The sequence below is a fragment of the Deltaproteobacteria bacterium genome (assembly GCA_003194485.1).
In the GTDB taxonomy this organism is placed as follows: Bacteria; Desulfobacterota; Dissulfuribacteria; order Dissulfuribacterales; family UBA3076; genus UBA3076.
Genome location: PQXD01000001.1, coordinates 96,712 through 111,147, shown reverse-complemented (window position 1 = coordinate 111,147; position 14,436 = coordinate 96,712). Strand labels below are relative to the sequence as shown.

At 48.0% G+C, this 14,436-nt stretch carries 18 protein-coding genes and 1 pseudogene; 12 read left to right on the top strand and 7 right to left on the bottom strand.

The window, feature by feature from the left end; translation table 11 throughout:
* Nucleotides 1-1,270 (bottom strand): hypothetical protein (locus C4B57_00590; protein PXF55986.1); only part of this gene is annotated, 1,270 nt, incomplete at its 3' end.
* Nucleotides 1,271-1,288: 18 nt separating this feature from the next.
* Here C4B57_00590 and C4B57_00585 point away from each other — a divergent pair.
* The 6 genes and pseudogenes from C4B57_00585 to C4B57_00560 all read left to right on the top strand — a co-directional run bounded on the left by C4B57_00585 (nucleotide 1,289) and on the right by C4B57_00560 (nucleotide 6,280).
* The gene (locus tag C4B57_00585) at nucleotides 1,289-1,528 is read left to right on the top strand and encodes a hypothetical protein (GenBank protein PXF55985.1); all 240 of its coding nucleotides are present in this window, start codon (nucleotides 1,289-1,291) and stop codon (nucleotides 1,526-1,528) included.
* Nucleotides 1,521-2,030 carry a hypothetical protein gene (locus C4B57_00580; protein ID PXF55984.1) on the top strand — a complete coding sequence of 170 codons (510 nt, stop codon included), beginning with the start codon at nucleotides 1,521-1,523 and terminating at the stop codon, nucleotides 2,028-2,030. Before C4B57_00585 ends, C4B57_00580 begins: the two co-directional genes overlap by 8 nt.
* Nucleotides 2,031-2,170: 140 nt before the next feature.
* A pseudogene (locus C4B57_00575) lies at nucleotides 2,171-2,416 on the top strand (hypothetical protein).
* Nucleotides 2,417-2,669: 253 nt separating this feature from the next.
* Complete coding sequence (locus C4B57_00570; protein ID PXF55983.1) at nucleotides 2,670-3,635, top strand: glucokinase; 966 nt, start codon at nucleotides 2,670-2,672, stop codon at nucleotides 3,633-3,635.
* A gap of 172 nt (nucleotides 3,636-3,807) precedes the next feature.
* Complete coding sequence (locus tag C4B57_00565) at nucleotides 3,808-4,494, top strand: DNA-binding response regulator (GenBank protein ID PXF55982.1); 687 nt, start codon at nucleotides 3,808-3,810, stop codon at nucleotides 4,492-4,494.
* Nucleotides 4,495-4,498: 4 nt separating this feature from the next.
* Nucleotides 4,499-6,280, top strand: a complete 1,782-nt coding sequence (locus C4B57_00560; protein PXF55981.1) for a PAS domain-containing sensor histidine kinase — start codon at nucleotides 4,499-4,501, stop codon at nucleotides 6,278-6,280.
* A 287-nt stretch (nucleotides 6,281-6,567) separates the two neighbouring features.
* Here the strand turns inward: C4B57_00560 and C4B57_00555 are convergent, their stop codons facing one another.
* Together C4B57_00555 and C4B57_00550 are read right to left on the bottom strand one after the other, a co-directional pair.
* Nucleotides 6,568-6,879, bottom strand: a complete 312-nt coding sequence (locus C4B57_00555; GenBank protein ID PXF55980.1) for a PemK family transcriptional regulator — start codon at nucleotides 6,877-6,879, stop codon at nucleotides 6,568-6,570.
* A complete protein-coding gene (locus C4B57_00550; protein PXF55979.1) occupies nucleotides 6,876-7,109 on the bottom strand; it encodes a CopG family transcriptional regulator in 234 nt (77 codons plus the stop codon). The genes C4B57_00555 and C4B57_00550 overlap by 4 nt, the downstream gene beginning before the upstream one ends.
* Nucleotides 7,110-7,582: 473 nt before the next feature.
* On the opposite strand from C4B57_00550, the gene cobD reads away from it, so the two are divergent.
* A complete protein-coding gene (gene cobD / locus C4B57_00545; GenBank protein ID PXF55978.1) occupies nucleotides 7,583-8,572 on the top strand; it encodes a cobalamin biosynthesis protein CobD in 990 nt (329 codons plus the stop codon).
* Nucleotides 8,573-8,759: 187 nt separating this feature from the next.
* On the opposite strand, the gene C4B57_00540 is transcribed toward cobD, so the two are convergent.
* Nucleotides 8,760-9,140 (bottom strand): hypothetical protein, encoded by a 381-nt coding sequence (locus tag C4B57_00540; protein PXF55977.1) that lies wholly within the window; start codon nucleotides 9,138-9,140, stop codon nucleotides 8,760-8,762.
* A gap of 13 nt (nucleotides 9,141-9,153) precedes the next feature.
* On the opposite strand from C4B57_00540, the gene C4B57_00535 reads away from it, so the two are divergent.
* The 3 genes from C4B57_00535 (at nucleotide 9,154) to C4B57_00525 (ending at nucleotide 10,656) form a co-directional block, all read left to right on the top strand.
* Nucleotides 9,154-9,621, top strand: coding sequence for a hypothetical protein (locus tag C4B57_00535; GenBank protein ID PXF55976.1), 468 nt, complete (start codon nucleotides 9,154-9,156; stop codon nucleotides 9,619-9,621).
* Entirely contained in the window at nucleotides 9,593-10,009 is a 417-nt protein-coding gene (locus C4B57_00530) for a hypothetical protein (GenBank protein PXF55975.1), read from the top strand. Before C4B57_00535 ends, C4B57_00530 begins: the two co-directional genes overlap by 29 nt.
* Nucleotides 10,010-10,272: 263 nt before the next feature.
* Nucleotides 10,273-10,656 (top strand): hypothetical protein, encoded by a 384-nt coding sequence (locus C4B57_00525; GenBank protein ID PXF55974.1) that lies wholly within the window; start codon nucleotides 10,273-10,275, stop codon nucleotides 10,654-10,656.
* On the opposite strand, the gene C4B57_00520 is transcribed toward C4B57_00525, so the two are convergent.
* The gene (locus C4B57_00520) at nucleotides 10,650-10,835 is read right to left on the bottom strand and encodes a hypothetical protein (GenBank protein ID PXF55973.1); all 186 of its coding nucleotides are present in this window, start codon (nucleotides 10,833-10,835) and stop codon (nucleotides 10,650-10,652) included. The two genes, C4B57_00525 and C4B57_00520, sit on opposite strands and share 7 nt — an antisense overlap.
* 179 nt (nucleotides 10,836-11,014) lie before the next feature.
* On the opposite strand from C4B57_00520, the gene C4B57_00515 reads away from it, so the two are divergent.
* Nucleotides 11,015-11,668 (top strand): hypothetical protein, encoded by a 654-nt coding sequence (locus tag C4B57_00515; protein ID PXF55972.1) that lies wholly within the window; start codon nucleotides 11,015-11,017, stop codon nucleotides 11,666-11,668.
* Nucleotides 11,640-11,837 (top strand): hypothetical protein, encoded by a 198-nt coding sequence (locus tag C4B57_00510; protein ID PXF55971.1) that lies wholly within the window; start codon nucleotides 11,640-11,642, stop codon nucleotides 11,835-11,837. Before C4B57_00515 ends, C4B57_00510 begins: the two co-directional genes overlap by 29 nt.
* A gap of 37 nt (nucleotides 11,838-11,874) precedes the next feature.
* Here the strand turns inward: C4B57_00510 and C4B57_00505 are convergent, their stop codons facing one another.
* Together C4B57_00505 and xseA are read right to left on the bottom strand one after the other, a co-directional pair.
* The gene (locus tag C4B57_00505) at nucleotides 11,875-12,798 is read right to left on the bottom strand and encodes a peptidase M23 (GenBank protein PXF55970.1); all 924 of its coding nucleotides are present in this window, start codon (nucleotides 12,796-12,798) and stop codon (nucleotides 11,875-11,877) included.
* A gap of 18 nt (nucleotides 12,799-12,816) precedes the next feature.
* Nucleotides 12,817-14,256, bottom strand: coding sequence for an exodeoxyribonuclease VII large subunit (gene xseA / locus C4B57_00500; protein ID PXF55969.1), 1,440 nt, complete (start codon nucleotides 14,254-14,256; stop codon nucleotides 12,817-12,819).
* Between the last annotated feature and the right edge of the window lie 180 nt (nucleotides 14,257-14,436).

The window sequence follows — 14,436 nt, the reverse complement described above, 5'->3', positions numbered from 1 at the left end:
TCTCAAGTCCACGTAAGAGAAAGCCGGGGAAACCCTGACAATGTTTCATCTGCCCAAATACAGGTTCAATTATTCGCTTGCGAAATCCATAAATATATCGACTGACTGGGTTTTGGAGGTTCCTGTCCATGGCCTTGTATCTGTCGGAACGGTGCCTGATATTTTTGGAGCCGGATTCGGCCTTTCTCATCTCTTGCTCTTTCCGGGTTGAAACAAGAGCGTTTATTTCATCCTTGGATTCCAGGTATTCAAGATTATCGTCACTGCAATACCCTGCGTCAGCAAGGACTGTCTTTGCGTAAACATCTATTTCTGAAAGATTCTGCTGTGCCTGCTCCAGCATAGGTTTAAGCTGATGAATGTCATTGGCCTCATTCACCACGTCACAGGCAATAACTATCTGGTCTTCTGTAGCTACGGCCTGAGCATTATAACCTTGAATATAACCTTTGGACGTCTTCTGAATACGACTCTCAGAATCGGTCATATTGACCTTGGTTTCAGGCTTCACTGTGTCGTCAGGCTTTTGAGATTTTCTGCCGTGTTTCTTATGAGACTCCTTGCTCTTTTTGGCTTCAGCCTTTTTTCTGGCTTCCAGGTATTTTTTAGCCTCTTTGATCTTTGCAAGCCTTTTTTCTGCAGTACTCAAATCCTCAGGAAGTTCATCACCACGTTTGCTGCCATACAGCCTGTCTTCCTCCTGATCTGTCTTCTCTGCCTGCTCAAGGAGTGCTTCCAATTTCTCCTTGAGTCGCTTCTCTTGCTTGGAAAGCTGCTCATAAGTTTTGTTGCGGCTCAGGCTTGCATTGGCTTTAACCTTGGTGCCATCAAGGGCTATAATGCCAGCCTTTACCAAACCAGAAGCCTTACAGAGAAGTAGTATCTGGGGAAAAAGATCCTGCAGAGCCCTGAGATGTCTTTTGCGAAATTCTGATATGGTTCTAAAATCTGGAAAATTACCGGCAGCAAGCCATCTGAATGCCACATCATCTACCAGGGCTTTGGCAATCTTCCTGCTGGATGGAATACCCATACAGTAGGCGTATAAAAGTATCTTTACCATCATTGCCGGATGATAGGCTGCGCTTCCCTGGCCATTGGCTCTGTAAGCTGTGATTAATGCTGACAGATCCATTTGATCAACTGTCTCAGATATAAATCGGGCAAGATGGTCCTGGGGGAGCCAGTCGTCCAGAGATGGGGGTAGCAGATATGGTTGCTCCGGATTATAGCTTCTGAAATTGTAGTTCATGAGGCCCTCAAAAAGCAATTATCATGTTGAAATTATATAATATTTTACCGAATTCGGCCTCATTTTGCAACTAATATTTGCGGGACAGACTCAAAAGAACATACTATACGTGATTCTCTGGAAGACTATAAGGCGGGCATAGTAACGCTTTGGGAGGCGGCTCAGCGCTGCAACCTGTCGCTCTGGGAAATGGTTCAAGAAGTAAAACGTGCTCACATCCATACTTCCTATGACTTAAAAGAATTCAAAAAGGATTTGAGGGCACTCAATGGATAAGGTCGTTTCCAACGCCACGCCACTTATTTACTTAGCTAAGGCAAATCAACCGAGCCTTCTCCAAAGCATGGTCAAGCAGGTATTTATTCCCGAAGCTGTTTACCGGGAAGTAGTTATTGAGGGTAAACGTCTGGGAGAAAAAGATGCCTATTGTGTAGAAAGAGCTATCACTCAGGGTTGGATGATAGTTCAAGATGTCAATATTATCTATCCTCTTGAGATCACAATCCATTCTGGTGAGATAGAGGTTATCTCTCTGGCTAGGGAAAAGGGTATTGAAACAGTGCTCATGGATGATGCCAAGGTCAGGGCCGCCTCTGAAATGGCAGGTCTCAGACCTATCGGTACTTTGTGGTTGATCTTGAAGGCTGTAAAAAATCAATTACTTAACTTTGATCAATTTCTGTCTACCCTTGAGGATATTATTCATTCTGGATTCTATCTCAAAGAAGAAGTTTATCTAAAAGCTGTTCGCAGGGCCAGAAAGTTAACCGGCGATTGAATTCAACCTATCCGAAAGTGAAAAGGTATGTCTTCTATTTGATATAATATATAATGGGAACTCTACATCATGTCATTGTTCGAGTTAGACGCCATCGCTTTTATATAGCAGAATGATTCATAATATAAAGGGAGATGAAAATGGTGCAAAACCAACTACTTGAACGTATTACGTTAAACCCCAAAATTATGGTAGGAAAACCGATTATTAGAGGCACAAGGTTAACAGTGCAGTACATTTTGAATCTATTAGCACATGGTGCATCCATTGATGAAATTCTCCAGTAATACAAGGGATTGACAAAAGAAGACATTTTAGCCTGCTTGTTGTACGCTTCTGAAACACTCAAAAATACAACGTTTATGCCTTTGATAGAGGCGGAATAGAGCAGTGTATTAGGGTCTCATTCTGAAAAGCTTGCCAATAATTTTATAATTGTGACTGAGAAAACCGTGCGTATTTTTGAGGAAAGGAGGGATAAATTTGGAGGCAACAGCATATAACAGAGCATATCTGGCTCCGCTTCGCCCAAACCCAGCTTCGGCGAGCTTCAGCAGATACGCCCGGAACCCTTAACCCGTGAACTTGTGAACCTCTGAACCTCTGAACACCTTTGTATTCAAGAAAGGGCAATAAACAGTGAAGGTCCTTGCCGGAGACATCGGGGGCACCAATGCCCGCTTTGCCATTATAGAAGGAGACAAAATCCTTTTTGAGAAACACTATCCATCAAAGGATTTTAATAAATTCGAAGACGTCTTTGCGGTTTTTGTAGAGGACGCGCCCGAACCGGTCCCTTCCCGTGCATGCATGGCTGTTGCCGGGGTAGTGGAGGGGAACCGGGTTGAGGCCACGAATATTCCATGGACTATCGACGGTAATGACCTGAAAAAGCGCTTCGGCCTGGAAACCATTCACCTTGTAAATGATTTTGAGGCGGCTGCATGGGGCATTACTGTCTTACATAGAGAACATCTGGTACAAATCGGTGAGGGAAAGCCGGTATCAGACGGCCCCAAAGCTTTGCTGGGCGCCGGCACAGGGCTTGGCCAGGCCATATTGGTACCCTGCAATGAAGGCTATAGAGTCTTGCCCACAGAGGGTGGACACGCGGACTTTGCTCCGAGAAACGAAGTAGAAATACGCCTATTAAGATACCTGATGAAGGAATTCCCCCATGTAAGTGTGGAAAGGATCCTCTCAGGGCCGGGTCTGGTCCATATTTACGAATTCTTACTGGAAGATCAAAATTACAAAGAAAGCGTATTTACCAAACAAGCTATAAAGAAAAAAGACAAGGCAGCTTATATCACCAGGCATGCCGTGCAAGGGACAGACGAGTTGTGCCAACAGGCAGTCGGGATGTTCTGCAGCATATACGGGGCGGAAGCAGGGAATCTCGCTCTCAAGTGCCTTGCCGCAGGCGGAGTGTATATTGCAGGAGGAATTGCTCCAAAGATACTTTCAATACTCGGTGAAGGCGGCTTCAGACAGGCTTTTGAGTCCAAAGGCCGCATGGAAAAGGTATTGAAACTCATCCCGACTTATGTGGTTATATCCCCTCAACTGGGGCTTTTGGGGACAGCCCTTATGTCACGGCAGTGACATCGGCGTCAAGGATTATATTGAAGGGTAAAACCTTCTCTTGAGTTGGTGTCCCTTAAGACGTCTTGACACAAAATCTAACAGATTCTTTGCACAATTCTTATGGAACGCTAATACTATTGCATTACGTTCAAATAATTAGCTCATATAAATCTACAATTAAGATTGTGTCATGGTAAAACAAAAGATCCTCGTAGTAGACGATGAAGAAGATATTCTGGAGTTACTGAAATTTAATCTTTCACGAGAAGGCTATCAGGTTCTTTGTGCAGTATCAGGTGAGCAGGCCTTACGCCTCGTGCGGTCGGAAAACCCTGACCTCATTATGTTGGATCTTATGCTTCCGGGCATAGACGGTCTGGAAGTCACAAAACGATTAAAGAACGACCCCGATACCAAAAACTTGCCTATTGTAATGCTGACAGCAAAAGGCGAGGAAGCGGATATAGTAACAGGCCTGGAACTTGGAGCCGACGATTACATTACCAAGCCTTTTAGCCCGAGGATCCTGATAGCGAGAATCAGGGCGGTTCTCCGAAGGAGGATAAAAGGACAAACGGAAGAGACGTCGGTTCTCCGAATTCACGATCTAGAAATTGATCCGGGACGCCACGAGGTGCTCGTCAATGAGAAGCCTGTCCAATTGACTTTCACGGAATTCGGCATCCTCAATTATTTGGCGAGAAGGCCTGGATGGGTCTTTACCCGTTTTCAGATCGTCGAGGCTGTTCGTGGTGAGGATCATCCTGTCACTGATCGTTCGGTGGATGTTCAGATCGTTGGGTTGCGAAAAAAACTCGGACCTGCCGGTAAATATGTCGAGACGGTCCGTGGAGTCGGATATCGATTCAAGGAATAGGGATATGCCGAAAAAGAAACGGCTGCTCTGGCAACTCTACCCATCCTATCTATTGATCACTATCATCTCTCTGATAACTGTAACATGGTATGCATCCGAGTCCTTGAGGCATTTCTTTCTTGAACAGACTGCGTCCGATCTCAAAGTACGAGCCCGCTTTTTTGAGAAACAGGTGCTGGAACATCTTGATCCCCTGGATGAAAAGGCTGTTGACCTGTTGTGCAAGGAAATCGGCAAGAGTGCTGAAACCCGTATTACCGTCATACTTCCTTCCGGTAAGGTCGTCGGCGACTCTGAGAAAAATCCGGCAATAATGGATAATCATGTTGACAGGCCTGAATTCATCGAGGCATTGACAGGGCCTTCAGGCACATCTACACGGTACAGCCGTACCCTGGAAAAGGACATGATGTACGTGGGGATACCTGTTAAGAAAAAAAACCGCATCCTTGCGGTTGTTCGTACATCCATCCCTGCGAATGACATAGATTTGGTCTTGAAGAGTATGAAGATCAAAATTGCGTTCGGATGCCTTGTTGTAGCTGTATTTGCTGCGATCCTCAGTCTGTTTGTTTCCCACCGCATTACCCGTCCTATTGAACAGATCAAGAGCTGGGCTGAGTCCATCGCTCGTGGCGAATTCCATTTCAGACCGCCAGTCGCTGAATCCGTGGAAATCGAAGCCCTTTCCGATGCACTGAATCGGATGGCCGTTGAGCTTCGCGAACATATTGATACTGTCATGCGGCAGCGAAACGAGATTGAAGCCGTGCTTTCCAGCATGGTTGAAGGAGTTATTGCCGTAGATATGGAAGAGCGGGTTATCAGCATGAATCATGCTGCTGCAAAAATGCTCGGATGCGATCCCGCCGAAGCCCGAGGCCGGAGCATCCAGGAGGTGGTCAGGAATACCGTCCTTCAGGACTTTGTGAAAAATGCATTGTCCAGCCGGAAGGCGGTTGAAGAAGAAATTGTCCTGTCCTCTGAGAGCGATCGGTTCCTTAACGGGCACGGTACATTACTTTGTGATGCAGAAGGAAGGCAAATCGGCGCGGTCATTGTCTTGAACGATATGACACGCCTTATGAGACTTGAGAAGATACGGCGTGAGTTTGTTGCTAACATATCCCATGAGATAAAGACCCCGATTACAGCAATCAAGGGGTTTGTGGAGACTCTAAGGGATGGCGCGGTGGAGAATCGTGAGGACGTCGAACGGTTTCTGGAAATCATCGGCAAACACGTAGATCGCCTTAAGGCCATTATTGAAGACCTTCTGAGCCTTTCCAGGATTGAGCAGGAGGCCGGAAGAGAAGAAATCGTGCTGGATGAGGGCAGGCTAAAGGATGTGCTCGAGACCGCTATCCAGGTCTGTGAGGCCGGCGCAATGGCCAAGAAAATAGAGATTGAGCTGTCTTGTGCTGAAGAAATAGTCGCAAAAATAGATTCCCAACTCCTTGAACAGGCCGTTGTAAACCTCATTGATAACGCCATTAAATATAGCAGCGAGGGGAAAACTGTCTGGGTAGAGGCTTCACAAATGGGAAATGAGACCCTTATCAGCGTGCGTGATCAGGGCTGCGGAATAGAGAAACGACATTTGCCCCGTCTCTTTGAGAGATTTTACCGTGCAGACAAGGCAAGAAGCCGCCAAATGGGCGGGACCGGCCTCGGCCTTGCCATTGTCAAGCATATCGCCCAGGCCCATGGCGGCCATGTGACCGTTGAAAGCATCCCCGGAAAAGGGAGCACTTTTTCAATACATCTGCCCATGGCATCTGTATGAGATTAACTGCTTGGTGGGCAAAAGTCTCGATGCAGATATTTGATTAAACTAAATTAGCGATTCTTCATGTTTTAGTAGGATTGTTTATTTATCTGTCAAAACTACCGCCTTTGGCGGTGATAATTGACTTTCGATTTTGATATCGGTCAGCTTCATTGAATTATATCCAAATCGGATTCATTAAACTCATTGCTGCGGCGCCTCTTAACATAATGTCAAAGCTTAGCTGCCGCCAAGTAGCGCAGCGAAACACCGGTCAGGTGGACTGACTGGTTGGCCGTCCTGTCTTAAATGTCGAGGGCAAAGCGGATTGCGCTCCCCACATCAGCCATCTTTGCCGGAGTCAAGGACGTGACCAATGATCCGATTTTCCCCTTTGAAACAGTCTGCAAATGGTCACAGTTGACAGCGCAATCCCGAGGCATGCCGTCCACTTTCGAAAGAAACACTTCGGACGGTATATCGCGGATCGTACTTGTAATGGGTGCTACAGTTACTTCACCAAGATACTCCAGCACGGAATCTCGTGTTAGGATAAGAACCGGCCTCTTTTTGTCTGGCTTTACAAACTTGTACCAACGTATTTCACCATGTTTCATTCGTCACCCCAAGCTTGCTCTGTTTCCCAAATCGAAAACTCCTCGGCAGTAACTGGGTTCCGTTCATACCCTTGGCGGTGCTTGCGCTCCAGTTGCTCAAGATTGTAGCGGGAAAGCGCTTCACGAAGCGCCTTTCGTGTAAAAGCGGAACGACTTGTATGGAGCTGCTTCGAAACGCTGTCGACTCTTTTGACAAGATCATCATCAAGGGTCATCTGAATTGTTCTCATGTTGCACCTCCGTAATGTGGATATTAATATTTATAATAATCAACATTACGGGCCATATCAAGTAAATTTGTTGGCCAACGGCTGAGCTGTGGGGCACGAAGCGCATCGGTACTGAGAGTCCCACAGACATACTATTAGGTGAAAAGCTTCTCCTGACAAGCGGATGTACAATGTGAGACCGGATCTCACAGCCGGTACTATCTACATGAAAGGAGAAGCCGGTTATGGAAATTACGCGAAATGCCAGAAAAATCAACCTGAATCACATTGTGGATGTTTCAGTGGATGTCCACAGAGATAATCTTTGTTTCTTTAATAAAGAAAGTTCACCGTTCAAAGTTCATAGGTTCAAAGGTTGTCAACCCTGAACCATGAACCCTGAACCGCTTACTTTAGGTATTGAAAATCTACAAGAAGGAGTTAGCAGTGAAGATAGGAACTATGATCGATCTCTTTGTAGACTGTGATCGGGCATGATTGAACCGGCGGGTATAATTTTTTTCGGTTTTCTGTTTGATTGGTTCTTTGGGGACCCGCACTATAGATACCATCCCATCAGAATCATTGGCCAATGCATCACCATTTCCGAGAAGGCCCTGCGACACTTGGGTTTGAACGGGAAGGCAGGCGGCTTCCTTTTGGTGTTGACGACGCAAATAAGTTCCCTATTCTGCTATCTTACGGCAAGCTTGTTTCTCCATAGTCTGTATCGGCCATTCGGCATGGCTTTTGACCTTTTCATCTGCTATTCATGTCTTGCCCTGAAAGATCTCGTCGTTCACATCAAGCCTGTGATTCATGCACTGGAAACAGGAGATCTGCCTGAAGCACGAAAGAGGATAGCACTGGTCGTAGGCCGCAATGTTCAGTCTTTGGATGATAAAGGGGTGAGCAGGGCCGCTGTGGAAACACTGGCCGAAAATTTTGTGGATGGTCTTCTTTCCCCCGTCTTTTGGTATCTGTTGGGAGGAATCCTTGCATGTATTCTTGGCTTATCTCCGGTGATAACAGCCTTGAGCTTTATGCTTGCTTTCAAAGTGGGAAGCACACTGGACTCTATGGTAGGATATAAGAGTCCGCGGTTCATTGACTTTGGCTGGGCAAGTGCAAAACTGGATGATGTGATGAACTTTGTCCCCGCACGTTTATCCCTCATCATCCTCTTTTTCGGGGCCTGGATTAGCGGCCTTCATCCGCTGGACGGGCTGAGAGTGGCATTGAGAGACAGATTGAAACAGGACTCCCCTAATGCCGCGCATGCGGAAAGTTTCTTCGCCGGGTCCCTCGGCGTTCGCCTGTGCGGACCCGTCATGTATCCTGGCGGGCTGAAAAACAAGGCATGGCTGGGTCATGGAAACAGTGATCCCGGGCCGGGAGACATCAGCAAAGCGGCCCTTCTTGTTAAGCGGTCGGCCTGGTTTGCGTTACTCTTGTCCATCTCGGCGCTGGTTTTCCTTGAGTAAAAATACCGGCATTCAGGTCGTATCACGTAGAACATTCCAACACAAAACCCCTTATCTTTCATTCCTTTTTATCAGAAAGGATAGGCCCATAGAATACATCATTCAAGAAACTTGAACCCAAATTATGCAGTTCGAAGGCCACTTGTGAACGATCAGCATCTGTTTTTTCAGAATAACCAACTGATTTTTAATGCAAAAAGCCTCCTTTCCAGGACTCATGCACCGGTTTCTTGGCAAGCTGAAGCCGGATCAACACCTCAGGGCCGTTGGCACCGGCAAACGGCGCAAAGAAGATTACAGCTTCTGCGAGGTCTGCTGCGGCATACTCTATGCCCTGATGATGGGCATCTTCAGGCCTATCCACATGATGGAACTCAAGGCAGACAAGGTGTTTCAAAGGCCGGCCGGCCTTACCAGGTTTCCCTCCCAGAGTACGATCAGCCGTTTTCTTTCCAGGATCACGGTTCACAAGACTGAGCATGTGGCAGAGATCAATTTCAGCCAATTGAATAAAATCCGCAGGGGATTTCGTGACATGAAAACCATCACCCTGGACCTGGATTCCCACGTCATACCGGTCTTTGGCCTGCCTGCCTGCTGCAGGCAGGCAGCACAGGGCCAAAAGGGGTTACAATCCCAAGAAGCGTGGCAGGTCCGGCTACCATCCCCTTATGTGCTTCATAGGAGAGACCAGGGATTATCTCGGAGGTATGCTCAGGTCTGGCAACCGTACCAGTGCCTGTAAGGCGAAGGATTTCCTGACGGCCATGTTGCACAAACTGCCGGAAGAGATAACCGTCAGGAGACTTCGTGCTGATAGCGGATTCTTCAGCCTCGACTTCCTGCATTGGCTGATGATGCGCCAGATCGAGTTCTATGTAGTGGTACCCCAGCAGGTATGGCTCCAGAAGATGATCCTCAGTATCCGCAACTGGAGGGAGTTTGGCGAGGGTCTTGCCGTGGGCGGGTTGCATCTGCCGATCCCCCCTGAAGGACATGCGCCTGGTGGTGATTCGGGAATTGGTTCGCAAGGGAGAAAAGCCCCGTAAGGAGCTCAAGCTTCTCAGCGTTCAGGAGGATCTTTATAATTATCAAGTGATTGCCGCCAACAGCAAGGCTCCTGGCGAGAAGGTCTGGCGAGTTTACAACAAGCGTGCCTGCTGCCTGCCTGTGCGTGGCACGCAGACAGGTGAGAACTTTATCAAGGAGAGCATCTACGGATTCGGTCTGGACAAGAGTATTACGAGGCATTGGGCAGGTGCCAGGCTCTATTTCGAATTGGTCATGCCGGCCTATAACCTGATGAACTGGCCTGCCTGTGCGTGGCACGCAGACAGGTTCAAGGAAAGGGTCCTCGGCCGTAAAGATACAAAGGAGATGGCCGGTACCATTGGATACCTGGAAAACTGGCTGCGAGCGGCCGCAAGGTCAAGCTGAAGCTGGCGGATTGGTGGCCCTGCAAGGCGGAATTTACCAGAGCCCTTACTGCTCTCGCCTGATTCTGTTTCGCTAACAGGTATCGAGATGGTCAGCCCGGCTCCGGGAGGATAGAGGTATGTTCTTTTTTGATTTTTGGTCAGCATTTCATCCGAAATGGAACGATTGATTAGCTGATTTTTACCTAAGAAAAGGGCTTTCAGATGGTGCGTTACTACGGCTGGTATTAAAACAGGGCAAAAGGGCGGCGGCGCAAAGAGGGAATGCTGAGACCTGGAGATAAGCCACCCGGAAAAGATGACGGCAGGGATTTCACCATACTGGACGTATCTGATTACGAGCCTCCGCGGGCACCATCCAGGACCTGGAGGGAGCTTATCAAAAAGGTCTGGGAGGTCGATCCCCTGACCTGCCCACGATGCGGCTCTGAGATGCGGATCATCAGCCTGATCCAGGACCCGGATGTAATTCGTCAGATACTCAAACACCTCGGGCTTTGGAGGCAAGATACGGGGTCTCGATGCAAGAAGCCGAAACCTTGGTATGGGTCGGTTGTCCATGAAGATTTTGATAACCTGTCTGCGTGCAGATACATACAGGCAGGCGGCTGGCCCGGATACGAAGAACCAACCATAACCTTTCACTGAAAAAGGCACCAAAGCAGCCAAACGGGGTAATCTGTGCTGCAGGAGTCCAATTCATGCCTTTTATACCTCAGGATCCAAAAATCATCTGATCTCTTGACAGCCCGATCCCAATCGTGATACACGATTTTCATGTTATAGGAATTGGTAGAGATGGAGTCTGAGGGGCTTTTGGGCCCCACAATTCACCAATCCCTGGTAAACCTTCTCTCCAATCCCTGGAAAGCGATTTCCTATCACCTTTACTTGACCAGACCACCTTTTAATGATCCGAACTTGCAATATGATGCTCCTTTGGGAGATGTTCCCGCAGAATGCGTTTCGACTGTAGTCTACTTGGGATAGGAGACTGACGGCCTTGATGACAACTCCAAATGCAGAGCATTCAGTTGTAAACATCCACAAATTGCGTGATTACTGTCTGAATCCGATGTATGATGAGGGTAAATATAAAGCGCGCTCGGTTATGAATTTCAAGAAAATATTTCAACTTTTGATCGACTTTTTTGAACAGGAGAAAATTGACTATGCGCTCATAGGCGCCTTTGCCCTGAAGGCCTATGGATACGTGAGGGCAACACAGGACGTTGACTTTATTGTTAGACAGGAAGACCAGACAAAAATTATTTCAAATTTAGAATCCCTGGGATTTGAAACCCTCCACGCCTCCACCGGATACTCCAATCACGCGCACCCTTTATCAGGTCTCGGACGAATCGATTTTGTTTATGTGAGAGGGGAAACGGCAGAAACCATTTTTGCGCGGACAAGACGTATTTTGATTTTAGGGGATATCACGGTACCGGTAGTCAGGCCTGAACATCTCGTAGCCTTGAAGGTTTTTGCCATGAAAAATGATCCGAACCGGGCGCTGCGTGAGATGGCCGATATCGAATATCTGCTCAGGCTGCCGGAAATTGAAATGGAAACGGCCAAAAAGTACTTTGAAAAGTACGGCCAGATGGACAGGTACTATGACATCATGGATGGAAAAGAGAAGAAGCAAGGATCTTGACCTTGAAAATGATCTTTTGCTTTCTTCAAATGACCTTGCGTTTATGAGGAAGAACAATTCTCAGGATGCGCAGGACCTTGAGAGCTATCTTGATTTTTTAGATGATATTGATGCCTTTAAGTCGAAGAAGATTAAGACGGAGTTTTACAAGGCTGAGTTTGAATTGTAGATTTGAGAAGATGCCCCAACCTCTTCTAAACTTATTATCACGGGAAAGGGCAGCTTCGGGTACCAAGCAGGGCCATCAGTTCTGCAGGATCAAGTCTTTTGCCCAGGAGGCTCACCCCCCAGTGGAGATGCGGCCCTGTTGCCCGTCCGGTGGACCCGGAAAGACCGACAACCTGGCCCCGCTTCACTTCCTGTCCCTCTCTGACTTTACAACTGGCAAGGTGTGCATAAAGGGTGAAAAGACCTCCGCCGTGATCGAGGATGATTGTCTTTCCGCTCAGATAACAGTCTCTGGCCATGACCACCTTTCCATAGTTGGAAGCGAGGATAGGAGTATCTTCAGGGGCCCTTAAATCCACTCCTGAGTGAGGGCTTCTGGGCTTGTTATTGAATATCCGCCTTAATCCAAACGGGCTGAGAATTTTGGAACTTACAGGCCATATAAAAGGCCTTTGCCAGTAGAGCTTATTTGAAATCTTGTTACATGTTCTCTTTACGGCCTTCTGATCCTCTAGCACCCGCTCCAGGACCTTCGGGGGAAATTCCACCATGCGTTCCGGTACAGAAAGGCGTTCCACCGGGAAGCTCCTTGCCATTACCAGGACTTCGTGTGAATAAAGGTCGGGACGACCATCAGGTCCCTGCCATTTGACAGTCAGGATATGGGTTCCGGGCTCACAATCAAGACCTGCTCCAAGGAGTGCAAAGTAACCCCGGCCGGATGGATCCGGATGGTACGGGATTTTTTTCCCAAGAAACCTGACATCAAGGAGTTTTATTTCGTCATTTATTTTTATGCTGGCCAGTGCAATGCCTCCCAGAGGGATCTCCTCTGGTTCCATACTTACCGAGACCGGATACGATCCGGCCTCTATCTCCTGGCTGAGGCTCAAGACTGAAAAGAAACACACCGTAAAAAATATAAGCAGGCAGCATGGTAGTCTTTGTCTTTTTGATCTCATGGTAACGGTCAGCCATTATCAGGCATCATCATTGTCCCGGTCTTTTCCAGCGGATAATACCTTGCAGAGAATGGTACCCTTTTCAGGTCTTATAAAAAGACGTTCACCTTCTGCCACCTGCTCGGCACGTCTTACAAGCTCCCCTCCGGGTGTCCTGTAAACCAGGCTGTAGCCCCTGGCAAGGACTGCGAGCGGGCTCACTGCATCCAGCTTTCCGGACAATGCGGCAAGGAGGTGGCGTCTCCTCTCGACAGAGAGCGATCCGGCCCGGATCAAACGCCTCGATAAAGAGCAGGATTCGGCTTTTGTCAGGGAAAGCCGTCTCCCGGGTTCGTGCACTGCGAGCCTTTCACGCAGGTCCAGGTATCTCTGGAACCAGGAACCAATCCTTTCTTGCATGACCCTCAGCAGCCTGGCATTGAGGTCGTCCTGACGGAGTCTTTGCTCTATGATCTTCCTTTTGGGATCCTTGAGCCGATGATGGAGCAGTTGAACTCTCTGTCGATTGGCTTTCAGTCTGTTGTGACTTGACAGGATCATTCTCCTGAAGAGGGTTGCGACCTTATCCATCAGCTCTTCCCTGCGAGGGAAAATGAGCTGTGCCGCTGCAGTGGGTGTAGGTGCCCTGCAATCCGCCACAAAATCTGAAATCGTAAAATCGATCTCGTGTCCCACTGCCGAGACAACAGGTATGGTACAATTGAATATCTCCCGGGCCAGGGTCTCATCGTTGAAGGCCCAGAGATCCTCGAGCGAGCCACCTCCCCGGGTGAGCAATATAACATCACCTTCCCTTGCAACACGCTGGACAGTCCTCAGGGCATCGATCATTTCTCCGGAGGCCCCTTCTCCTTGAACCCTCACCGGACAGAGTACGATGTCCGCCCCCGGATAGCATTCTCTGGCATTTCGGATAAAGTCATGGATTGCTGCGCCGGTAGGAGATGTGATGACAAAAACCATTTGTGGAAGCAGTGGAAGCGGCAGCTTATGTTCAGAAGAAAACAGCCCTTCTTTTGCCAGCCTGGCCTTTAGCTGCTCAAAGGCCATTTGAAGGGCCCCTTCCCCCTTTGGCTCAATGGTTTCCACCACCAGTTGGAGATCGCCCCTGCCGGTATAAATATTGAGCCTTCCTAAACAGATCACGTGCTGGCCATCCTTCAGCTCAAAAGGGAGGCGGGCAGCCTGAAACTTGAACAACACCGCCTTGATCTGGGTCCGATCATCCTTCAAAGTAAAGTAGCAATGGCCTGAGGAAGGCTGCCGGAGGTTTGATATTTCTCCCTCCACCCACAGGATATCAAAATCGAGGTCCAACCTGCCCTGGACCTTTGCCAAAAGATCCGAGACTTGCCAGACATGTCTGGCAGAAGGGGGAAATTCCCGGTCAATATCAGGAGAGACAATGCCTTCCAGTGCAGAAGGGGGAAACAGATCTCTAATGGAATCTTCTGACATGATAATTTAGATTATAGGTGGACTGAAAGAAACAGACAAGGTTTGTGTTCTGTACTCTGGATATTTCATATAAGCGCAGGCGAATTTTGTGACGCAGCACAGGAGGCTCTTTTGAGCCTTCAGAGGCAAGCTGTGATCGTCTTTTCTCAAGCTATGGGTAAAAATACCACCATAGCCAGG